Annotated in this window: 14 protein-coding genes and 1 pseudogene; 2 read left to right on the forward strand and 13 right to left on the reverse strand. The window is 68.6% G+C overall.

The window, feature by feature from the left end; translation table 11 throughout:
* Positions 1 to 228: 228 nt before the first annotated feature.
* From A5622_RS17115 to glf, 10 genes and pseudogenes are all read right to left on the reverse strand, one after another.
* Positions 229 to 3648 (reverse strand): annotated as a pseudogene (locus A5622_RS17115) (beta-ketoacyl synthase N-terminal-like domain-containing protein); the annotation flags it as partial.
* Positions 3649 to 3739: 91 nt separating this feature from the next.
* Positions 3740 to 5638: a long-chain-fatty-acid--AMP ligase FadD32 gene (fadD32, locus tag A5622_RS17120; protein WP_066873097.1), complete on the reverse strand. Its 1899-nt coding sequence runs from the start codon at positions 5636 to 5638 to the stop codon at positions 3740 to 3742.
* Positions 5639 to 5964: 326 nt separating this feature from the next.
* On the reverse strand, positions 5965 to 6975 hold the full coding sequence (locus A5622_RS17125) for a cutinase family protein (protein ID WP_066873099.1): 1011 nt from the start codon (positions 6973 to 6975) through the stop codon (positions 5965 to 5967).
* Between the two features lie 219 nt (positions 6976 to 7194).
* Positions 7195 to 8106 carry an esterase family protein gene (locus A5622_RS17130; protein WP_066873101.1) on the reverse strand — a complete coding sequence of 304 codons (912 nt, stop codon included), beginning with the start codon at positions 8104 to 8106 and terminating at the stop codon, positions 7195 to 7197.
* 150 nt (positions 8107 to 8256) lie between these two features.
* Positions 8257 to 9300 carry a diacylglycerol acyltransferase/mycolyltransferase Ag85A gene (ag85A, locus tag A5622_RS17135; RefSeq protein WP_066873104.1) on the reverse strand — a complete coding sequence of 348 codons (1044 nt, stop codon included), beginning with the start codon at positions 9298 to 9300 and terminating at the stop codon, positions 8257 to 8259.
* 342 nt (positions 9301 to 9642) lie between these two features.
* Positions 9643 to 11616 carry a terminal beta-(1->2)-arabinofuranosyltransferase gene (gene aftB / locus A5622_RS17140; protein WP_304441482.1) on the reverse strand — a complete coding sequence of 658 codons (1974 nt, stop codon included), beginning with the start codon at positions 11614 to 11616 and terminating at the stop codon, positions 9643 to 9645.
* Entirely contained in the window at positions 11603 to 12511 is a 909-nt protein-coding gene (locus A5622_RS17145) for a decaprenyl-phosphate phosphoribosyltransferase (RefSeq protein WP_066873110.1), read from the reverse strand. Before A5622_RS17145 ends, aftB begins: the two co-directional genes overlap by 14 nt.
* Entirely contained in the window at positions 12504 to 13040 is a 537-nt protein-coding gene (locus A5622_RS17150) for a phosphatase PAP2 family protein (RefSeq protein ID WP_197508038.1), read from the reverse strand. The genes A5622_RS17145 and A5622_RS17150 overlap by 8 nt, the downstream gene beginning before the upstream one ends.
* The gene (locus A5622_RS17155; protein ID WP_066873112.1) at positions 13033 to 14919 is read right to left on the reverse strand and encodes a glycosyltransferase; all 1887 of its coding nucleotides are present in this window, start codon (positions 14917 to 14919) and stop codon (positions 13033 to 13035) included. The genes A5622_RS17150 and A5622_RS17155 overlap by 8 nt, the downstream gene beginning before the upstream one ends.
* Positions 14919 to 16127, reverse strand: coding sequence for a UDP-galactopyranose mutase (gene glf / locus A5622_RS17160; RefSeq protein WP_066880196.1), 1209 nt, complete (start codon positions 16125 to 16127; stop codon positions 14919 to 14921). Before glf ends, A5622_RS17155 begins: the two co-directional genes overlap by 1 nt.
* Before the next feature lie 252 nt (positions 16128 to 16379).
* On the opposite strand from glf, the gene A5622_RS17165 reads away from it, so the two are divergent.
* Both A5622_RS17165 and A5622_RS17170 read left to right on the forward strand, forming a co-directional pair.
* The gene (locus tag A5622_RS17165) at positions 16380 to 17450 is read left to right on the forward strand and encodes a PirG (protein ID WP_197508039.1); all 1071 of its coding nucleotides are present in this window, start codon (positions 16380 to 16382) and stop codon (positions 17448 to 17450) included.
* Between the two features lie 128 nt (positions 17451 to 17578).
* Positions 17579 to 19219, forward strand: a complete 1641-nt coding sequence (locus tag A5622_RS17170; protein ID WP_197505232.1) for an LGFP repeat-containing protein — start codon at positions 17579 to 17581, stop codon at positions 19217 to 19219.
* Between the two features lie 7 nt (positions 19220 to 19226).
* Here A5622_RS17170 and A5622_RS17175 read toward each other — a convergent pair whose 3' ends face one another.
* Genes A5622_RS17175 through A5622_RS17185 form a run of 3 tightly spaced genes read right to left on the reverse strand, consistent with a single transcriptional unit; the run spans position 19227 to position 21632 of the window.
* The gene (locus A5622_RS17175) at positions 19227 to 20042 is read right to left on the reverse strand and encodes a Cof-type HAD-IIB family hydrolase (RefSeq protein WP_066873127.1); all 816 of its coding nucleotides are present in this window, start codon (positions 20040 to 20042) and stop codon (positions 19227 to 19229) included.
* A 34-nt stretch (positions 20043 to 20076) separates the two neighbouring features.
* On the reverse strand, positions 20077 to 20862 hold the full coding sequence (locus A5622_RS17180) for a 1-acyl-sn-glycerol-3-phosphate acyltransferase (protein ID WP_066880200.1): 786 nt from the start codon (positions 20860 to 20862) through the stop codon (positions 20077 to 20079).
* Between the two features lie 14 nt (positions 20863 to 20876).
* Positions 20877 to 21632, reverse strand: a complete 756-nt coding sequence (locus A5622_RS17185; protein WP_066880202.1) for a 1-acyl-sn-glycerol-3-phosphate acyltransferase — start codon at positions 21630 to 21632, stop codon at positions 20877 to 20879.
* Between the last annotated feature and the right edge of the window lie 3 nt (positions 21633 to 21635).

A 21635-nucleotide genomic window follows, 5' to 3' on the forward strand; every position in this document is an offset into this window, starting at 1 on the left:
GTCCGAGCAGCGCGCGGTGCCCGGTGCGGGCGCGCGGCTGGTGACGACCATGACCCGGCACCCGGGCGGCGCCTCGGTCCAGGTGCACGCCCGCATCGACGAGTCCTTCACCCTGGTCTACGACGCGCTGGTATCGCGGGCCGGTCAGAGCGTGGCGGCGTTGCCCACCGCGGTGGGCGCAGGTGCGGCCATCGCCGCGCCGACCACGACCGCCGCGGTCGAGGCACCCGAGGCGCCGCCCGGGTGCCGGGTCATGGTCGTCACCAGCCGCGCGCCCGCACCGGGCACCGCGCGCTGCTCGGACGCCACCAGCTGCGCGTCCGAAAGGACTTGTTTCGCAGCGGATTTCACCAACGCTGCCAGGTCCGTCTCGCCGTTGCGCGGCGCGTACTCCCAGACGTGGCGCCCGTCCGGCAGCGCGACGTGGGTGCCCGGCATGATCACCGAGCCGTCGCCGGAGAAGTGCACGTCCAGCCAGTGCTCTTTGCGCTTGAACTTGGTCAGCGGGATGTTCGCGTAGTCCTCTGGCCCTTGGGCACGGGTGAAGAGCGTGCGGATGTCCAGATCATGACCGTGGACGTAGAGCTGGGCCATGGCCGAGATCATCGACTCGACGTCGTCCTGCTTTTTGGCCAGCGTCGGAATCAGTTGGGCATCATGCAATCCCGCGGCGGCGGTGGTCAGGCCGATCTGCATCAGCGCCACCGGGTTGGGCGCGAGCTCCAGGAAGGTGGTGTGGCCGCTGTCGACGGCGTTGCGCACGCCGTGGGTGAAGTAGACCGAGTGCCGCATTCCCTTGACCCAGTAGGCGACGTCGTGGATCGGCTCGCCGCCGGGTTTGATGTAGCTGCCCTCGTGCACCGTCGAGAAGATGCCGACGGTCGGGCTCATCGGCGCGATCCCCTGCAGCTCCGCGGAGAACTCCCCGAGCAGCGGGTCCATCTGCGAGGTGTGCCCGGCGCCCTTGGTCTGCAGCTTGCGGGCGAAGCGGCCCTCGGCCTCGGCGCGGGCGACGATGGCGTCGATCTGCTCGGGCGGACCGCCGATCACGGTCTGACTGGGCGCGGCGTAGACGCACACCTCCAGGCCGGGGAAGTCACCGAACACGGTTTTGAGCTCGTCGGCGGAGTACTCGACGAGCGCCATCAGGCGGATGTATTCGCCGAACAGCATGGCCTCGCCCTCGCCCATCAGGTGCGAGCGTGACGCGATCACGCGGGCCGCGTCGGGCAGCGACAGGCCGCCGGCGAAGTAGGCCGACGCGGGCTCACCGAGCGACTGGCCAATCACCGCAGCGGGTTTGGCGCCGTGGTGCTTGAGCAGCTCGCCCAGCGCGATCTGGATCGCGAAGATGACGACGTTGGAGGTCTCGATGCCGTACTCGTGGGAGTCGTCGAGGATCAGCTCGAGCACCGAGTAACCCCGCTCGTCCTGGATCAGCGCATCGACCTTCTCGATCCATTCGGCGAAAACCTCGTTGCGCAGATACAGGTTCTTGCCCATCTTGCGGTGCTGCGCACCGAAACCGGCCATCGCCCAGACCGGGCCGCTGGTGACCGGCCCGTCGGTGCTGAACACGTTGGGCTTCTGCTTGCCCTCGGCGACCGCCCGCAGGCCCTTGATGGCCTCTTCGTGGTCGTGGGCCAGCACCACCGCGCGCGAGCGGCCGTGGTTGCGCCGCGACAGTGACCGGCCGATCGATTCCAGCGACGACGCCTGGCCTTCCGGACTTTCCATCCAGTCCGCGAGCTCGGCGGCGGCGGCCTTCTTGCGCGAGGTCAAAAATCCCGACACCGCGAGCGGGATCAGCGGCTTGGTCGGTTCCGATTCCTCTTGCGCGGCAAGCTCTTCGGCCGCGATCGCTTTGAGGCGCAGCGCCTCGTCGGTGAGGCCGGGCAGCTCGTATTCTTCCTCCACCGCCTCCGAGGCGTCGGGGATGATGTTGCCGAAGTCGTCGAACCGCAGCGAGTGGCTTTCCAGCGTGGGCGCCTCGGCGGGGTCTTCGCCGGCGGCCGCCGGAGCGATTACCTCGGCATGCGGCTCGGGCTCGCGTTCGATCACGTCGCGGGGCAACACCTCGCGCACCACCAGGTGCGCGTTGGCCCCACCGAAGCCGAAGCTGGACACCCCGGCCAGCGCGTAACCGCCGTATCGCGGCCAATCGCTCGCGCTGTCAACGACTTTCAAGCGCATGCCGTCGAAGTCGATGTAGGGGCTCGGGCCGGCGAAGTTGATCGACGGCGGCAGCTTGTCGTGCTGCAGCGCCAGCACCACCTTGGCCAGGCTGGCCGCACCGGCCGCCGACTCCAGGTGTCCCACATTGGTTTTCACCGCGCCCAGCAACGCCGGGCGGTCGGCCGGGCGGCCGCGCCCGACGACGCGGCCCAGCGCCTCGGCCTCGATCGGGTCGCCCAGGACGGTGCCGGTGCCATGCGCCTCGATGTAGTCGACGGTGCGCGGGTCGATTCCGGCGTCCTTGTACGCCCGGCGCAGCACCTCGGCCTGGGCGTCCTGGTTGGGGGCGATCAGCCCGTTGGACCGGCCGTCGTGGTTGACCGCGCTACCGGCGATGACGGCCAGGATCTGGTCACCGTCGCGGCGGGCGTCGTCGACCCGCTTGAGCACGAACATGCCGCCGCCCTCGGAGCGGGTGTAGCCGTCGGCGTCCGAGGAGAACGACTTGATCCGGCCGTCGGGAGAAAGCACCGCGCCGATCTCGTCGAAACCGAGCGTCACCAGCGGGGTGAGCAGCGCGTTGACACCGCCCGCGACGGCCACGTCGCATTCGCCGTTGCGCAGCGCCTGCACCGCCTGGTGCGTCGCCACCAGCGAGCTCGAGCAGGCGGTGTCCAGCGCCACCGAGGGACCGCGGAAGTCGTAGAAGTAGGACACCCGGTTGGCGATGATCGAGCTGGCCGTTCCGGTGATCGCGTAGGGGTGCGCGACCGTCGGGTCCGACACCGCCAGGAATTGGTAGTCGTTGTTGGAGAAGCCGACGTACACGCCGACCGCCTCGCCGCGCAGGCTCGACGCCGGGATGCGGGCGTGCTCGAGCGCCTCCCACGTGAGCTCCAGCGCCATCCGCTGCTGCGGGTCGATGTTGTCGGCCTCGGTCTTGGCGACGGCGAAGAACTCCGAGTCGAAGCCCTTGATGTCCTTCAGGTACCCGCCCCGGGTGCGCGCGGTGCTGACCCGCTCGGCGATGCGCGGCTCCTCGAGGAATTCCGACCAGCGGCCCTCGGGCAGGTCGGTGATCGCGTCGCGGCCCTCCATCAGCGCCGCCCACGTCTCGTCCGGGGAGTTCATGTCGCCGGGCAACCGGGTCGACAGGCCCACGATCGCGATGTCGACGCGCTCGGCGGGACCGGTGCGCGTCCAGTCGGCGCCGTCGAGCTCGTCGTCGGCCACCTCGGGCTCGCCCTCGATGATGCGGGTGGCCAGCGATTCGATGGTCGGGTGCTGGAAGGCGACCGCGACCGACAGGGTGACCCCGGTCAGGTCCTCGATGTCGGCGGCCATGGCCACGGCGTCGCGCGACGCCAGGCCGAGTTCGACCATCGGCACCGACTCGTCGATCTCGTCGGCAGGCTTCCCGACGGCCCGGCCCACCCAGTTGCGCAGCCATTCGCGCATCTCGGGCACGGTCATGTCGGTCCCCTTAGCGGGGGGCGCGGCGGGCACCTCCCCGCCCGGAGTGTCGTTTTCGGGGTGCTCAGTGTCAGCCATGGTCCTCAGAGATTCAGTCAGTGGACTTGGCGAAGGCCGTCGGGGAACCGACGCCGCTTCGCAGACTGCCGTCGAGGTAGGCCGCGCGGCAGGCGCGGTGCCCGATCTTGCCGCTGGAGGTGCGCGGGATCGTGCCCGATTGCACCAGCAGCAGGTCGCGGACCGTCACGCCGTGGCGCACGGCGATGGCCGCCCGGATGTCGTCGGCGATGGGCTGGTAGTCCAGCTTGTGCGAGCCGGCCGCGCGCTCGGCGACGATCACCAGCTGCTCGGAGACGTCGTCGGGGTCGTACTTGATGCCGGTGTGCGGGTTGTCGAAGACTTCCTTCGGCAGCTGGTTGGCCGGCACCGAGAAGGCGGCCACGTAGCCGGTGCGCAGCGCCTTATTGGCCTCTTGCGCCGAGTACTCGAGGTCCTGCGGGTAGTGGTTGCGGCCGTCGATGATGACCAGGTCCTTGATGCGGCCGGCGATGTAGAGGTGGCCCTTGTGGTAGGTGCCGTAGTCGCCGGTCTTGACCCAGGTGCCGTCGTCCGGGGCGCCCTCGGCGTGCGACTGGCTGATCCGCGACTTGAGGATGTTGCGGAAGACGTCGTTGGTCTCGTCTTCCTTGCCCCAGTAGCCGGTGCCCAGGTTCTTTCCGTGCAGCCAGATCTCGCCGATCTGGCCGTCCGGCAGCTCGCTCGCGGTCTCCGGGTCGACGATGACGGCCCATTCGTCAACGCCGATGATGCCGGCGGAAACCTGCGGAACGGCCTTCGGCGAATCGGCGGGCACCTCGACGAAGCGCTGCTTGTTCAGCTCGTCACGGTCGACGTGGATGACCGTGGGCGCCTGGTCCATCGGCGTGGTGGAGACGAACAGCGTCGCCTCGGCGAGGCCGTAGGACGGCTTGATCGCGGTCTCCCGCAGGCCGTACGGCGCGAAGGCCTCGTAGAACTTGCGCATCGACGCCGGGGACACCGGCTCGCTGCCGTTGAGGATGGCCTTGACGTTGCTCAGGTCCAGCGGCGGCTCGCCCTCCTTGGGCACCCCGCGCACCGCCGCGTGCTCGAACGCGAAGTTCGGCGCGACGGTGAAGACCTCGCTGTCGGGATCGTCCTCGGGCTTGCGGGCCATCTCCCGGATCCACCGGCCCGGCCGGCGCACGAAGGCGGCCGGCGTCATGAAGGTGAAGTTGTGGCCCAGCACCGGCGAGAGCAGCGCGGTGATCAGCCCCATGTCGTGGAAGAACGGCAGCCAGGACAGACCGCGGTCGCCCTCCTTGCCTTCCAGCCCGTTGAGTACCTGCAACACGTTGGTGGGCAGGTTGAGGTGGGTGATCTGCACGCCGGTCGGGGTCCGGGTGGAGCCGGAGGTGTACTGCAGGTAGGCGATGGTCTCCTCGTCGGCCTCCGGCGGCTCCCACGTCGCGGCGACCTCGTTGGGGACGGCGTCGACGGCGATGACGCGGGGCCGTTCCTTGGCCGACCGGGCGCGGATGAACTTGCGGACGCCCTCGGCGGCGTCGGTGGTGGTCAGGATCGTCGAGGGGGTGCAGTCGTCGAGGACGGCGTGCAGGCGCCCGACGTGACCCGGCTCGGCGGGGTCGAACAACGGGACCGCGATCCGGCCGGCGTACAGGGCGCCGAAGAACGCGATCAGGTAGTCGAGGTTCTGCGGGCAGAGCACGGCGATGCGGTCGCCCGGCTGGGTGACCTGCTGCAGGCGGGCGCCCACGGCCCGGTTGCGGGCGCTGAAGTCGCGCCACACGATGTCGCGGTATTCACCGTCGCGTTCGGTGGAGAAGTCGACGAACCGGTAGGCGAGCTTGTCGCCACGCACCCTCGCCCATTTCTCAACGTGCTTGACCAAGTTGGTGTTGTCCGGGAACTTGATCTTTCCATTCACGATGAACGGGTTGTGGTAGGGCATTCCGCTCTCCTGTCGCACCTGTTTTCGGTCGGCTCGGCCGACGCTGTGTTCCTTGGTCGGCTCCGCCGACGGCTTCGTTCTTCAGCCGGCTGAGCCGACGGTTACATGTCTACGCACGCGCGCCGGACCTCGCACGGCACCCGATGGGCAACGCCGGCCATGTGCCAGCCCAGCCACCATCGACCCCGACTGGGTGCGCGACGAAGGTCCGATAGCTCTTAAATTCCTCTTAATGTTACGGGCCTGCCTACGGCAGACCAAATCACAAGGTACCGCTGTTCGCTACCGTCAACCGCCACCTGAGGCTTGTGTCCCACCGCCGTTGATCATCCGTGTTTTGGTTGTGGCGCATTTGCGATCAGGCCGTGAGCCCAGTTCAGCGTCCAGTCGGTTGCCGGCGCCCCGTCGATGCTCCAGCACTGCGTCGTGGCGTACAGGGCGTGCACCGGCTGACCGGCCCCGCCGGCCAAGGTGTTCAGCGTGGCCGGCAGGTTGGCGATGCTGAAAGCTTCCTCCGGAGCTGCGCAGATCAGGTCGCCGGGCGCGCAGATCTCGTTGGTCTTGTCGTTGAGGTCGCCGAAACCACCCGGGCGCGCGCCGGTCATGGTCAGGCCCATCCCGGACAGGATGGGCACCTCGTGCAGGGTGACCTCGGCGCCCTGTCCCGGCGGGTTGGGGCCGATGTCGTTGCCGACGCCGATCTGGCGGCGACCGTCAGCGATCAATGTCACACCCAGCACCAGGTCGTCGTCGACGGGTCCGCGGCCGTTGCCGATATCGCTGGCGATGTCACCCGCGATCACCGCGCCCTGCGAAAAGCCCATCAGCACGTAACTGGTCAGCGGGCACTTGGTGTTCATGTCGGTCATCGCCTGAACGGTCGCGCGGGTGCCCTCGGCGCGGCTGGCGTTGTAGGACATCTGGGTGTCGCCGCTCAGCGGGTTGTGGAACTGCGCGGTGTACGGGGTGGTGTAGGCCTGCAGCCGCGACGACGGGAATTGCTGGGTGAGGCTGGCGGTCGCCTTGTGCAGCAACGCGTTGGGGAATTGCGTCGGATTGCCGGGGTCGTCCGCGACCGCCGACTCCCACGTGCCGGGCACGTTGACCAGCAGCACATCGGGGCACGACGCGTCCTGCGAGGCGGGCCGCGGCTTGTGCGGGTGCGTGGTGGTCGACGACGGAGGCAGCACCCCGGTCGGCACCGCGCTGGGCTCGGAGTTGTGGCCGCGCAGCAGGGTGACAGCGGCCAGGATGCCCAACAGGACGACGGCGGCCACGGACAGGGCGGCGATCCAAGCGAGGGTGCGTTGACGCTTACGCCGCGCGCTTTTAGCCATGTTCTCCTGCCAGCAGAGTCGGTGGATCGCAGCTACGCGGTCCTCCCGACCCCTGCTGCACCCCCTACACGGTACCGGCTTTGCCGAATGCGCTTTTGGCCAGCGACGCGCTACATCAATGGCGCCGACCCGCAGCGCCCGGCGTCGCCGCGCTCGCGATCGGCGCTACCGAATGGCGCCGACCCGCAGCGCCCGGCGTCGCCGCGCTCGCGATCGCCGCTACCGAATGGCGCCGACGATGTCGCCCGACATCGCGCCGAGCTGCCCCGACCACGAGCCCCAGTCGTTGCCGCCGCCGCCGGGGAAGTCGAAGTGGCCGTTGTGTCCGCCGTTGCTGCGGTACTGCTGATAGAACTCCCGGGAACTGCCCATCGCCGCGCCCGCCTGGCCGATCATGGCGGCGTCGTCGCCGCCCATGTTGGTCGGGCTCCACACCCACACCCGGGTGTTGTTCTGCGCCAGCAACGAGGCGTGCACGTAGGGGTCGTGCCACTTCCAGCGGCCCAGCTGCGGGGCGCCCCACATGCCGTTGCCGTCGATGCCGCCGAACTGCTGCAGGCCGGCCAGGATGGCGCCGTTGTAGTTGGTGCTCGACGGGTAGAGGAACCCGGACAGCGATCCGGCGAAGCCGAAGCGGTCGGGGTGGAAAGCGGCCAGCGCCATCGCGCCGTACCCGCCCTGCGAGGCGCCGACGGCGGCGTGGCCGCCGGGGGCGAGGCCCTTATTGGCGGCCAGCCAATCGGGCAGCTCGCTGGACAGGAAGGTGTCCCACTGCTTGCTGCCGTCCTGCTCCCAGTTGGTGTACATGCTCCAGGCGCCGCCGGCCGGGGCTACCACCGAGATGCCCTTGCCGCCGAGGGTGTTCATCGCATTACCGGCGGTGACCCAGTTGCTCACGTCCGGGGCCGCATTGAAGGCGTCCAGCAGGTAGACGGCATGCGGTCCGCCGGCGAGGAAGGCCACCGGGATGTCGCGGCCCATCGCCGCCGAGGGAACCATCAGGCTTTCGTAGCCCGCCGCGCGGGCTTTGCCGACGGTTGCGGCGGGCTGCAGCGCGAAGGCCAACCCGACCGCGAGTACGGCTACGCAGAACAACCGCAGCAGCGCTGACATACCCCGCCCGACCGTCATGTCCACCCTCCATCGTCTAGTCGCTGAAAGCACATTAGCCAGCGGCTTAGTTCCCCCGCCCGCGGGGTAGTGAAACACGTCACAGGCGCCAACGGCCAGCGGCGGAAACCCCGAAGGGTTCCCGCCGCTGGTCGTCTTGCTTGGCGTTGGTTAGGTGCCCTGGCCGTTTCCGGCGTTGGTCGCGGCGGCTGTGGCCGGACCCGCACCCGGGGTGGCGCCCAGCACCGACTGCAGGTCAGGCTTCATCGCCTGCAGCTGCGCGCCCCAGTAGGGCCAGTCGTGGGTGCCGTTGGCGTCGAAGTTCCACACCGCGTTGTGGCCACCGGCCCCGTTGTAGGCGTCCTGGAACTTCAGGTTGGACGTCCGCACGAAGCCCTCGAGGAACTTGGCGGGCAGGTTGTCGCCACCGAGGTCGGACGGCTTGCCGTTACCGCAGTACACCCAGATCCGGGTGTTGTTGGCGACCAGCTTGCCGACCTGCAGCGACGGGTCGTTGCGCGCCCAGGCCGGGTCTTCCTTCGGACCCCACATGTCGGCGGCCTTGTAGCCACCGGCGTCACCCATGGCGAGGCCGATCAACGACGGGCCCATGCCCTGCGACGGGTCCAGCAGCGCCGACAGCGAGCCGGCGTAAATGAACTGCTGCGGGTGGTAGGCGGCCAGGATCAGCGCGGACGAACCGGCCATCGACAGGCCGACCACGGCGCTGCCGGTGGACTTGACCTGCTTCTGGCTCTCCAGGTACGCCGGCAGCTCGGTGGTCAGGAAGGTCTCCCACTTGTAGGTGACGCAGCCGGCCTTACCGCAGGCGGGCTTGTACCAGTCGGAGTAGAAGCTGGACTGGCCACCGACGGGCATGACCGTCGAGATGCCCGACTGGTTGTACCACTCGAACGCCGGGGTGTTGATGTCCCAGCCGTTGAAGTCGTCCTGCGCACGCATACCGTCGAGCAGGTACAACGCCGGGGAGTTCGGGCCACCGCTTTGGAACTGGATCTTGATGTCGCGGCCCATCCCGGCGGACGGAACCTGCAGGTACTCCACCGGCAGACCCGGGCGCGAGAAGGCCCCGGCGGTCGCCGAGCCTCCGACGGCGCCAATCAGGCCCGAGAGCAGCGCCGCACCAGCGGCCGCCACGACGAGCCGGCGCGGCATACCCGCCACGGCGCCGCGCAATCTGTCGACAAGCGTCATCCTTGCTTCCTCATCCTTCTTGCGGCCTCTCGGCGCATTGCACCGATCGGGCGCTTCTTGCTTGATTGGATCGAACCTGCCAGCGCACAGGCGCGGCAGTGCTCGTGTAGTCAACCACACCTTATGGCGTTCGGTCGCATCGAGGCGGCGGCGCCGACCGCCGAGCAACCCTCGTACCCAGCGGTTTTCAATTAAAACATGTGTCTAAGAGGCGCGCTTTCAACATGTGCTTGATCGTCATTGCGGGCTGGTGAGAGGCCAATTGTGATGTTGCTAGCATTTTTTCGCGGCGGGCGGGATGTGATTTGTTCGGGATGTACCGAAATTTCTTCTGCGCGACGCTTACTCGCGCGGTGGAGGCGGTGCCTCCGGGGGTATCGGCAGCCCGCATCGCGCCAGTTCGTAGCGCGGCACCCGATCGATCCGATATCCGGTGAAACGGAAGGAATTCACCAGATTGGACAGGAATCGGTGCGGGGTCATCGGGGCGCGCACCGAGCTGAGCACCGCCTTCGTGTCGGGGCACTGCAGCGCCGCGACGGCCTCTGCGACCCACTGCGCATCCAGGTAGCCCGGAATCCCCGGCGGCACCTTCACCCAGGGACCGTCGGCGATCACCCAGTCGGGAAACAGGTTCTTGTCGTGCCCGATGCGGCCGTGCTTGAGCCGTTCCGTGTGCTGCGCAAGCGGATTCGCCAAACCGATCTGGTCGATGACCCGGACGTCGAGCCCGACGTTCATGCCCACCATGCCGAGGTTGGTGAAAAACACGGCGTGCTGCGGTTTTTGCGGTGACTTATCACCCGCCGCAGGCTGAGCCTGCGGCACCAGGTCCCATTGGATGTAGTTGCCCGACGGCAGCAGTAACGCGCCGTCGGGAGTGTTGTTGAGGGCGGTCAGGATGGCCGCCATCCGTGGGTAACCCAGGTAGTCCGCGGCGGTCAGCGGATGCGCGTGACCGGTGGCCTGGGCATAGAAGCGGCGCTCGTCGACGATCCCGGAATAGGTGACGTGGGTGGCGTCGTCGCCCATGCCCGGCGAATTCGCCGCCCACAGCGCCCATCCGGCCAGTCCCAGCCAGAGCGCGCCCGCGGCGCCGGCGACCCAGTTACCGGTCTCCCGCGAATAGTCCTGGCCGTCGGGGATGGCGATCGGGACGACGGCGACGGGAGCCAGCAGGCAGAACAGCGGCGCCAGCAGCACCCGCGCGTGCATGAAGTCGCCGCCTTGCCGGATCCAGTACAGGGCCTGCAGCAGACCGCTGACCAGCACCCACGCCACCACCGCCGGCGGGCTGTGCACGGCGCGGGCCAGGCGGCCGTAGTCGGGCGCCAGCGCGGGGCGCAGAAACGACGGCCGGCGTCGCGCGGCGAACAGCAGCGCCCCCAGCGGCACCAGCAGGACCAGGGGGATCCACACCGCGTAGGGCGCGTCGAAGTTGAACAGGTAGATCATGCCCTGCGACCACTTGTCCCCGGCCGCGTCCTTGGCCAGCGCGGTGCCGGGCACCAGCAGGCCGTAATAGCCCATCCGGAAGATTTCGTAGGCGACCGGGACGAAGCCCCCGGCCACCACGACCAATGCGCGGCGGCGCCAGGTCCGAGCCGCGATCAGCATCATGATCAGCGCCAGGCCGCCCATGAGGGCCAGCTCCGGGCGCACCAGCACGCTGAACCCGGCGACGAAGGCCAGCGCGCCGGCGAACACCTTGTTATCCGCGCGGTTGCGCACCGGCTGGGCCCAGCAGACCATCATCCACCAGAGCAACCCGAGATAGGCCAGGGCCAGGCCGCTCTCCAGCCCGGAGGTGGCGAAGTCCCGCGCGGGCGGCAGCGCGATGTAGACGAGCGCACCGGCGGGCAACATGATCGCCTTGCGGCCGCGCAGGCTCGGCGCATACAACCGCGCGGCGCCCAGCATCAGCAGCGCTATGCCCGCCACCGAAAGCACCAGCGCCAGCGCGAGCGCCACATACTCCATGCGCAACGGGCCGCCGACCCAGCTCCCCACGTACATCAGGTAGGTCCAGGCGGTGGAGGTGTTGGCCTCTACCCGCTCACCCTGGTTGAACACCGGGCCGTTGCCGGCCAGCAGGTTGCGCACGGTGCGCAACACGATGAGGCCGTCATCGGCGATCCACCGCCGCTGCCAGCTCCCCCAGCCGAACAGCACGGCGACCACCGCCACGCTGATCCACAGGCTGACCCGCACCATGGTGGTGTACGGAAACACGGGCCAGCCGGGCCGCCTGAGCACCGGCCGGCTGCGCATCATGCGCGCTTTGAGAGCCTGCAGTTCGGGGCTAACCGAAGGCAACGGCGGCTCCGACTGTCGCGATCCACGCCAGGAACAGCAGCTGCAGCACCCGGTCCCGCAGCGCGATGTCTTCGGGTTCACCGGCCAGGCCGCCGTCGACGTCGACCGCGTAGCGCAGGATCGCGATGGTGAACGGGACCAGCGACACCGCGTACCAGGACCCCGAGTGGTGGTCGCGCTCGAACGCCCACAGGCCGTAGCAGATCACCACCGCGGTCGCCGACATCGTCCAGACGAATCGCAGATAGGTGCTGGTGTAGCTCTCCAGCGACTTGCGGATCTTGGCGCCGGTGCGCTCGGCGACCTGCAGCTCGGCGTAGCGCTTGCCGGCCACCATGAACAGCGACGCGAACGCGGCCGACAGCAGGAACCATTGGGACAGTGGGATTTCCGTCGCCACGCCGCCGGCGATGGCGCGCAGCAGGTATGCCGACGACACGATGCAAATGTCAAGCACCGCTTGGTGTTTGAGGCCGAAGCAGTACGCCAGCTGCATGGCGAGGTAGATGGCCATCACCAGCGCCAGGTTCGGCGTCACCAGCCATGCGATGCCCAGCGAGGCCGCACCCAGCAGCACCGCCAGGAGGTAGGCCAGCCACTCGGGCACCACGCCCGCCGCGATCGGGCGGAATCTCTTGGTGGGGTGCTCGCGATCGGCCTCGACGTCGCGGACGTCGTTGACCAGATACACCGACGACGCCCCCAGGCTGAACACCACGAACGCCAGCCCCACCTGGGTGAGCATCTGCCCGTAGTCGTACCGTATGCCGCTGCCCAGCCCGGCCACCGGTGCGGCCAGCACCAAGACGTTCTTCACCCACTGGCGGGGCCGGATCGCCTTGATCACCCCGGTGATCAGGTTGCCCGGCGGCCGGGTCACGACGTCCTCACTCATCCAGCCACACCTCTCGTGCACGGCGCGCGAGCGCCGCAACGACGGCGCCCAGGGCGATGCCGAAGGCGACGTCGCTGGGGTAGTGCACGCCCAGCAGCATCCGCGACAAGGCCATCGGGGGCACCAGGACCGCGGGCAGCGGCAGGCCGGTGGTCCGGCCCATCAGGATGGCCGCGGCGGTGGTCGAAGTGGCATGTGCGGACGGGAAACTCAGCTGGCTGGGCGTGCCGACGTTCACCGCGATGGCGGGATCATGCGGCCGCTTGCGGCGCACGATCCGCTTGACGACGACGGCGGCGGCGTGCGCGGCGAACGCGCCGGCCCCGGCCACCAGCCAGTCGCGGCGCCGCTTCGGTGACAGCAGCGCGCCGAGCGCGGCGACGACCACCCAGCCGAGACTGTGCTCGCCGAAGTGGGACAGCGCTCGGGCGGTGGGGAGCGCCCCGGGACGATCGCTCAGCGCCGCCTGGACGGCGACCAGCGCGGGCACCTCGCCGCGGGGCGCCTGTGTAGCGGCGGCCTCATGCATGTTCTGCAGCTGGCAGCAACGCCGTCTCCCACTTCTGCTTGCTGGACAACACCGGCAGGGCGTCGCGGTACACCCGGCGCATCTCGTCGAAGCGGCTGAGCAACTGACGCTGACGGCGCAGCGATGCGAACAAGAGCGAGAACATCTTTCGCCGGTCCCGCTGCCGGTAGACCACGCCACAGCCGTCCGCCGTGGTGACCGTCACGCCGTCGACCGTGCACAGCCGGAACCAGCGCGCATCCTGGGTGGGCACGTTGAACTCGGGCCGGATGTGGGATTCGGTGTCGGCCTTGGTCATGTTGTGCAGGATGCCGCGGGCCAGCCGGTAGCTGATCGAGACCGGGTTCACCGGCGGCTTCATCGCCTTGGTCTTGTGCGACGGCGCCGGCAATTCGCTGGCCGCCGGCAGCACGACGGCGTCCGGGTATTCCTTGCGCAGCCGATGCACTTCCGGCAGACCCGATTCCAGGATCGAGAAGATGTGCTCCGGGCCGGCGAGGAAGTCGTCGATGGCCCTGTTCTGAATGGCGACCGTCGAATACTCAAGGCAGGCAAGGTGTTTCAAGGTCGCCTTGAGGTGGCTGCGGACCAGGCCGGTGATGTCACCCTCCCAGTGCAGCGCCGCCACCACCAGCCGGTTGCGCAGGTGGAAGTAGGCCTGCCAGTCGATGGCGTCGTCCTTGTCGCTCCAGGCCATGTGCCAGATCGCGGCGCCGGGCAGCGTGACCGTCGGGTAGCCGTGCTCGCCGGCGCGCAGACCGTATTCGGCGTCGTCCCACTTGATGAACAGCGGCAGCGGCTGGCCCAGCTCCTCGGCGACCTGCCGCGGAATCATGCACGTCCACCAGCCGTTGAAGTCGACGTCGATGCGCCGGTGCAGCAGCGCGCTGCGATCGTTCTTGTCGTTCAACGGGAACTTGGCGAAGTCGTGGTCATACTCGGCGTGCGGCGCGGCGGTCCACATGAAGTTCGCCTGGTTGACGACCTCGCCCATGATGTGCAGGTGTGACGGCTCCTGCAGGTTGAGCATCTGCCCGCCGATCAGCGTGGGCGTCTTGGCGAACCGGTTGAGCGCCAGCACCCGCAGGATCGTGTCCGGCTCGATGCGGATGTCGTCGTCCATGAACAGGATCTGTTGGCAGTCGGTGTTTTTCAGCGCCTCGTACATCACCCGGCTGTAGCCGCCGGAACCGCCGAGGTTGGGCTGGTCGTGAATAGACAGCCGGCTGCCCAGGCCCGCGGCCGCTGCGGCGAAGTCCGGGTGGTCGCGCACCTTGCGGGTGCCCTGGTCGGGGACGATGACCGCACCGATCACCTTGTCCACCAAGGGATCCGCGGTGAGGTCGGCCAGCGCGTTGACGCAGTCGGCGGGGCGGTTGAAGGTGGGGATGCCGACGGCGATGTTGGCCGTGCCTGGCGCGGGCTCGGTCGCGTACCAGCCGCCGCTGATGAGGTTGACCGCGGTGTCGGTGGTGATGTCGAACCAGATCCAGCCGCCGTCCTCGAACGGCCGCAGCGGCACCTCGATCTCGACGACGGCCGGCTGCTCGTCGGTGCCGACGAATTGGCGGCCCTGCACCGAGATTCGCACCCCGGTGGCCTTGGTGCGGTAGACGTCGACGCGCCCGGTTCCGGTCAGCTCGACCCGCAGCACCACGGACTGACAGATCGACCAGCGCCGCCAGTAGCTGGCCGGGAACGCGTTGAAGTAGGTGGCGAACGACACCTCGGACTCTTTGCCGATCTCCAACGACGTACGGCTGGTCGCGTGCGCGCGCCGGGCGTTCGTCGTCGACTCCTCCAGGTAGAGCTTGCGCACGTCGAGCGGCTCGCCGGGACGCGGCAGGATGATCCGGGACAGCAGGCTCACGGCGGACATTAGCGCGCGCCTTCCTCTTTGTTCTGGGCTTCCGTCAGGGATGCGCCGTCACGCAGGTGCGGCGCGAGAACGTTGTCGTACATGTTCAAGGCGCTGGCGATGGCCATGTGCATATCCAGGTATTGGTAGGTGCCCAGCCGGCCGCCGAACAGCACTTTGGACGACGCGGTCTCGGCCTTCGCCCTAGCCCGGTAGGCGGCCAACAGGGCGCGGTCGGACTCGGTGTTGATCGGATAGTAGGGCTCGTCGTCGTCCTCGGCGAAGCGCGAGTACTCCCGCATGATCACGGTCTTGTCGGTCGGATAGTCGCGCTCGGTGTGGAAGTGACGGAACTCGTGGATGCGGGTGTAGGGCACGTCGGGGTCGTTGTAGTTCATCACCGGTGTGCCCTGGAAGTCCCCGATGGGCAGCACTTCCAGCTCGAAATCCAGCGTGCGCCAGCCCAGCCGGCCCTCGGCGTAGTCGAAGTAGCGGTCCAGCGGCCCGGTGTAGACGACCGGCGCGTCGGGGCTGTCCGCGCGCAGTTGGTCGCGCACGTCGAACCAGTCCGTGTCCAGCCTGACCTCGATGCGGTCGTCGGCGGCCATGTTGCGCAGCCAGGCCGTGTAACCGTCGACGGGCAGCCCCTCGTAGGTGTCGGAAAAGTAGCGGTTGTCGAAGGTATAGCGCACCGGCAGCCGGGTGATGTTGGCGGCCGGCAGCTCCTTGGGGTCGGTCTGCCACTGCTTGGCGGTGTAACCCTTGACGAAGGCCTCGTAGAGCGGGCGGCCGATCAGCGAGATCGCCTTCTCCTCGAGGTTCTGCGCGTCGGCCGTGTCGATCTCGGCGGCCTGCTCGGCGATGAGCCGGCGCGCCTCGTCGGGGGTGAAGTACTTGCCGAAGAACTGCGACACCAGGCCGAGCCCCATGGGGAACTGGTAGGCCTGCCCGTTGTGCATCGCGAAGACGCGGTGGCGGTAGTCGGTGAACTCGGTGAACTGCCGCACGTAGTCCCACACCCTCTTGTTGGAGGTGTGGAACAGGTGGGCGCCGTACTTGTGCACCTCGATGCCGGTGGTCGGCTCGGCTTCTGAGTAGGCGTTGCCGCCGATGTGCGGGCGGCGGTCCACGACAAGTACGCGCTTCCCGAGCTGGGTAGCCACGCGCTCGGCAATGGTCAGTCCGAAGAATCCAGAGCCGACGACGAAAAGATCGAAACGAGCGGTCATCGGTTGCTTAGGGTATCCGACCGCGTGGCCCTAACCCATTTGGCGAGGCCATGCGGCGGGCTCGGCTTGCGACGACGCCGTTAATGGCGCCGCGGATCCGCGATCACAGTCGGGGTCGCAATTGCCTCACGATTCAATATCACCACTCTAGTAACAGGATCACCACTCGTACCATCGACTTTGTGTGATTCCCACCAGCTAGGACCGGCGGGACGCGCCGACACAACACATAGTCAGATAGAGGAGACTTCCGTGCCGAACCGACGCCGACGCAAGCTCTCAACAGCCATGAGCGCGGTTGCCGCCCTGGCAGTGGCGAGTCCTTGCGCATACTTCCTTGTCTACGAGTCGACCGCCGGCAACAAGGCGCCCGAGCACCACGAGTTCAAGCAGGCCGCGGTGATGAGCGACCTGCCCGGTGAGCTGATGGGCGCCCTGTCGCAGGGGCTGTCGCAATTCGGGATCAACATGCCCCCGATACCTGCGTTGAACGGGGGCGCGACCGCCACGCCGGGTCTCGCCAGCCCCGGCCTGGGCACTCCGGGCCTCGGGACCCCCGGACTGGGGACGACGGGCCTGACCAATCCGGGCGCGACCAGTCCCGGTCTGGCCAGCCCCGGCTTGACCAGTCCCGGTCTGGCCAGCCCCGGCTTGACGAGCCCGGGGTTGACGAGCCCCGGTGCGGCGCCATTGACGCCCGGACTCACCGCTCCCGGCGCGTTGCCCACCACCCCCGGCGGCGGTGTCGCGACTCCGGGTGCCGGGCTCAACCCGGCGCTGTCCAATCCCGGACTGACCAGCCCGGCCGGAGTTTCGCCGGGCCTGGGTGGGCCGGCGGTGTCGCCGAGCGAGGTGCCGATCGACTCCGGGGCCGGGTTGGACCCGGGCGCCGGTGGTACCTACCCGATCCTGGGCGACCCGTCGACGTTCGGTAACGCGTCGCCGATCGGCGGCGGCACCGGCCTGGGCGGCGGATCGGGCACCGGCGGTGCCAGTGGCGGTCTGGTCAACGACGTGATGCAAGCCGCCAACCAGCTGGGTGCCGGCCAGGCGATCGACCTGCTCAAGGGCTTGGTGATGCCGGCCATCACGCAGGGTATGCACGGTGGCGCGGGTGCGCTGCCGGGCGCTGCGGGCGCTCTGCCGGGTGCCGCGGGCGCCCTCCCGGGTGCCGCGGGTGCCCTCCCGGGTGCCGCGGGTGCCCTGCCGGGTGCCGCGGGTGCCCTACCGGGTGCGGCCGCAGGCGCTCTTCCTGCCGCCGCGGGTGCGGCCGGCGCGTTGCCGGCGGCCGCCGGTGCGGTACCGGCGCTGCCCCCGGTCTAGTCCTTTCCAAACCCTCCACAAGACGGCACCGCAGAAATATCTGCGGTGCCGTCGATTTTTGGTCGACATTCGCCGCCGCTCAGCTCGTGTCGTCCCATAGATAACATTAGAAACACACGTAACATCGGCTGGTGTCTCGCAGTCGTGCGCCGACGATGCTGCTCACCGCCATGGCGGCGACCGTCGTCCTGGTCTCGTGGGTGGCCGACACGACACGCGATCGCGGCGCCGCCAGCCCGGGCCCGTCGCGCGGCACCCAACTGGCCGAACAGCCGCTGGTCGGGTTGGGGGCCGGCGTCACGGTCCGCGAAATCAGTCAGGGCACCCCCTTCTCGCTGGTTGCCCTCACCGGCGACCTGGCCGGCACGTCGACGCGCGTGCGGGCCAAGCACCGCGACGGCTCGTGGGGCCCCTGGTATCAGACCGAGTACGAAACCGCGGCACCCGACGGGGCGACAACGGCGGGGTCCCTCGAGGGGCCCCGCGGCACCGATCCGGTGTTCGTCGGCACCACCACGACGGTTCAGATCGCGGTCACCCGGCCGCTGGACGCCGCGGTGACCCAACCGCCCCCGGCGCCGCCGACGGAGAAACCCGATCTGGGCTATAAGCCGGCATCCCGGGAACAGCCCTTGGGGCAGAACATCTCGGCCGTCCTCATCTCCCCACCGCAGGCGCCGGCCGACACGCATTGGACACCACCGGCCGGAGTCTTGATGCCCGGCCAGGCCCCGCCCATCATCAGCCGCGCGCAATGGGGCGCCGACGAATCGTTGCGATGCGGTTCCCCGCAGTACGACAACGGGATTCGCGCGGCGGTGGTCCACCACACCGCCGGTAGCAACGACTATTCGCCGCTTGAATCGGCCGGCATCGTCAAGGCGATTTACACCTACCACAGCAAGACGCTGGGCTGGTGCGACATTGCGTACAACGCGCTGGTGGACAAGTACGGCCAAGTGTTCGAGGGCAGCGCCGGCGGGATGACCAAGGCTGTCGAGGCCTTCCACACCGGCGGATTCAACCGCAACACCTGGGGCGTGGCGATGATCGGCAACTTCGACGACGTGCCCCCCACCCCGATCCAGCTGCGGACCATGGGCCGGTTGCTGGGCTGGCGACTGGGCCTGGACAACGTTGACCCGAAGGGCACGGTGCAACTGGAATCGGCCGGCAGCCACTACACCACCTTCCCGGCCGGCGCCGTCGCGACGCTGCCGACGATCTTCACCCACCGCGACGTCGGGAACACCGATTGCCCGGGCAACGCGGCCTACGCGTTGATGGACGAAATGCGTGATATCGCATCGCATGTCAACGATCCGCCCGAAGAGTTGCTCAAGGCGCTGCAGGGCGGTGCGATCTATGACCACTGGCAGGCGATCGGCGGGATGAGCAGCGTACTGGGCTCGCCGACCTCACCGGAAGACAGCGCGGTGGGCGACGCCCGCTTCGTCACCTTCGCCCGGGGCGCGATGTACTGGTCGCCCGACACCGGCGCCCAGCCGGTCACCGGCGCCATCTACGACGCCTGGGGCTCGCAGAGCTATGAACGCGGCCCGCTCGGATTGCCGACCAGCGCGGAAATCCAAGAGCCGCTACAGATTACGCAGAATTTCCAGCATGGCACGCTGAACTACGAGCGGCTGACCGGAAACGTCTCCGAGGTGGTCGACGGGATCACCATTCCACTGACCACCGAATCCCCGAGCGGCCCAACGGTTCCGGCCGAGCACTTCTCGCTGCCGTCGCACCCGACGCCCACGTGACGCAACCCTAAAGCCACCAGCGTTCCAGCACGCGGCCCACACCGTCGTCGTTGTTGGGGGCGGTCACCTCGTCGGCGGCGGCCTGCACGTCGGGATGGGCATTGCCCATCGCAACGCCATGTCCGGCCCACCGCAGCATCGGCAGATCGTTGGGCATATCGCCGAACGCCACCACCTCCTCGGGGGCGATCTGCAACGGCCGCGCGATCTCGTCGATGCCGGTGGCCTTGCTGGTGCCCAGCGGCACGATCTCGACCAGTCCGTTGTTGGTGGAGTAGGTGATGTCGCCCGCGATGCCGATGTGCTTGGCCAATTCGGCCGCCATGTCGGCGCTGCGGGCTCCGGACCGGCGGATGAGCAGCTTGATCGCCGGGGCGCTGAGCAGATCCTGGATCGACACCTCGGTGTTGTCCGGGTTCAGCCAGGCATGCTCGTAGCCCGGCGAGCTGACGAACTGCGGCGTCGCCGTGTCGTGCGCGCTTTCGCCGATCCGCTCCACGGCCAAACCGGCGCCCGGGATGACGCGGGTGGCCAGCTCCGCCAGCTCGGCCAGGGTGTCGACGCTCAGCGTGCGGGTGGACACCACCCGGTCGGTCGCGGCGTCGTAGATGACGGCGCCGTTGGCGCACACCGAGATCGGCGCGAAACCCAGCGCGTCGACGACCGGACGTATCCAGCGCGGCGGGCGGCCGGTGGCCACCACGAACTGCGCACCGGCGCCCACCGCGGCGCGGATGGCGTCGCGGGTGCGCGGGGAGATCTTCTCGTCGTCGTCGAACAGGGTGCCGTCGACGTCGCAGGCGATGAGCGCCGGCAGGGTCATCGAGACCGTCCCCCTCGCCGGCTGGCCGGACCGCTCAATGCAGCCCGCTCTGGTTCTGCCCGGGCCGGGTCACGCCGTCGGTGCCGTACTTGCGCATTCGCTCCTGCAGCTCCGACAACCGCAGGGCCCGGGAATCCTCTTGGGTGGGCGCGCTGCCGCCCAGCCGCCGCGGCACCCAGAATTCGTCCTTCGGGTGCGGATATTCCTCCTGCACCCGGTACAGCAGGTCGTTCATCGCCGAACGCAACAGCAGGTTGAGTTCCTCGGGTGTGCCGCGCGGCGGCAACGGCTGCCCGGCCGCCACCGTGATCGGGACCTTGTTGCGGAACACCTTCTTGGGATGGTCCTTGGGCCAGATCCGGTGCGCGCCCCACACGACGACCGGAACGATTGGCACGTGGGCGTCCAGCGCCATGCGCGCCGCCCCCGTCTTGAACTCGCGCAGTTCGAAGCTGCGACTGATGGTGGCCTCGGGATGCATCCCGATCAGCTCGCCCTCGCGCATGCGCTGCACGGCCACCTCGAAGGCGTCGTGCCCGGACCTGCGGTCCACCGGGATCAGCCGGGCGTGATTGATGACGTAGTTGACCGCCTTCACGTCGGCCATCTCCGCCTTGATCATGAAGTAGGCGCGCCGGTTACGCTCGCGCACGGCCATCAGCGTCGGCAGCCAGTCCAGATAGCTGGTGTGGTTCTGGGCCAGCAGGGCGCCGCCGCGCGCGGGAATGTTCTCCAGGCCGTGATAGGTGAATTTGGTCCCCTGCATCGCGACCATCGGCGGAACGATCCATTCCGCCAGCCGGTAGAACCCCTCGGGCATGTTCTCTCCTTCGCCTACTGCGACGGGCGCTCGGCCCATTTAGCCGCGCGGGCCGCCGCCTCGGTTGCCTCGATGCGAGCGGCCTCGGCCGGGGTCGGCGCGCCGCCGCCCAGCCGGCGCGGCAGCCAATACGCTCCGGGCTCGCCCGGATAGTGCTCTTGCGCGCGGTGCAGCAAGGTGGTCATCGAGTCGCGCAGGGCGGCGTCGGTCTGCGCAATGTCTTCGCGCGCCGTCAATGGCGCGCCTACCTGCACAGTAACGGGTATTTTGGCGCGGCCCACATTTCGCGGGTGATCCTTGGTCCAGATGCGCTGCGCCCCCCAGACGATCACCGGCACGATTGGGACGTCGGCTTCGATGGCCATCCGCGCGGCGCCGGTCTTGAACTCCTTGAGCTCGAAGCTGCGGCTGATCGTGGCCTCCGGATACACCCCCACCAATTCACCCTCGCGCAGCCGCTGCACCGCCACCGCGTAGGCGCCCGCCCCGGCGCCGCGATCCACCGGGATGGTGCGGGTGTGCTTGATCAGGAAGTTGACCGGCTTGACCTGCTGCATCTCGGCCTTGATCATGAACCGCAGCCGACGCCCCCGGCGGTGGACGGCCAGCGCGGCCGGCAGAAAGTCGACATAGCTGGTGTGGTTGATCGCCACCACGGCGCCGCCCCGCTCGGGGATCTGCTCCTCACCGCGGAAGGTGATCTTGGTGCCGGTGGCCTTGACCACCAGATGAGCCAGCAGCTCCAAGGCGCGGAAGGTCGGCTCCACCATCGA

This window comes from Mycobacterium sp. 1245801.1, from assembly GCF_001673055.1.
GTDB lineage: Bacteria > Actinomycetota > Actinomycetes > Mycobacteriales > Mycobacteriaceae > Mycobacterium > Mycobacterium europaeum_A.

What these genes read in the sequence shown, in the direction of transcription:
- fadD32 (WP_066873097.1), bottom strand. Translation starts at nt 5,638, where the DNA reads ATGCCCTACCACAACCCGTTCATCGTGAATGGAAAGATCAAGTTCCCG.
- A5622_RS17125 (WP_066873099.1), bottom strand. Translation starts at nt 6,975, where the DNA reads ATGGCTAAAAGCGCGCGGCGTAAGCGTCAACGCACCCTCGCTTGGATC.
- A5622_RS17130 (WP_066873101.1), bottom strand. Translation starts at nt 8,106, where the DNA reads ATGACGGTCGGGCGGGGTATGTCAGCGCTGCTGCGGTTGTTCTGCGTA.
- ag85A (WP_066873104.1), bottom strand. Translation starts at nt 9,300, where the DNA reads ATGACGCTTGTCGACAGATTGCGCGGCGCCGTGGCGGGTATGCCGCGC.
- A5622_RS17145 (WP_066873110.1), bottom strand. Translation starts at nt 12,511, where the DNA reads ATGAGTGAGGACGTCGTGACCCGGCCGCCGGGCAACCTGATCACCGGG.
- A5622_RS17150 (WP_197508038.1), bottom strand. Translation starts at nt 13,040, where the DNA reads ATGCATGAGGCCGCCGCTACACAGGCGCCCCGCGGCGAGGTGCCCGCG.
- A5622_RS17155 (WP_066873112.1), bottom strand. Translation starts at nt 14,919, where the DNA reads ATGTCCGCCGTGAGCCTGCTGTCCCGGATCATCCTGCCGCGTCCCGGC.
- glf (WP_066880196.1), bottom strand. Translation starts at nt 16,127, where the DNA reads ATGACCGCTCGTTTCGATCTTTTCGTCGTCGGCTCTGGATTCTTCGGA.
- A5622_RS17175 (WP_066873127.1), bottom strand. Translation starts at nt 20,042, where the DNA reads ATGACCCTGCCGGCGCTCATCGCCTGCGACGTCGACGGCACCCTGTTC.
- A5622_RS17180 (WP_066880200.1), bottom strand. Translation starts at nt 20,862, where the DNA reads ATGCCCGAGGGGTTCTACCGGCTGGCGGAATGGATCGTTCCGCCGATG.
- A5622_RS17185 (WP_066880202.1), bottom strand. Translation starts at nt 21,632, where the DNA reads ATGGTGGAGCCGACCTTCCGCGCCTTGGAGCTGCTGGCTCATCTGGTG.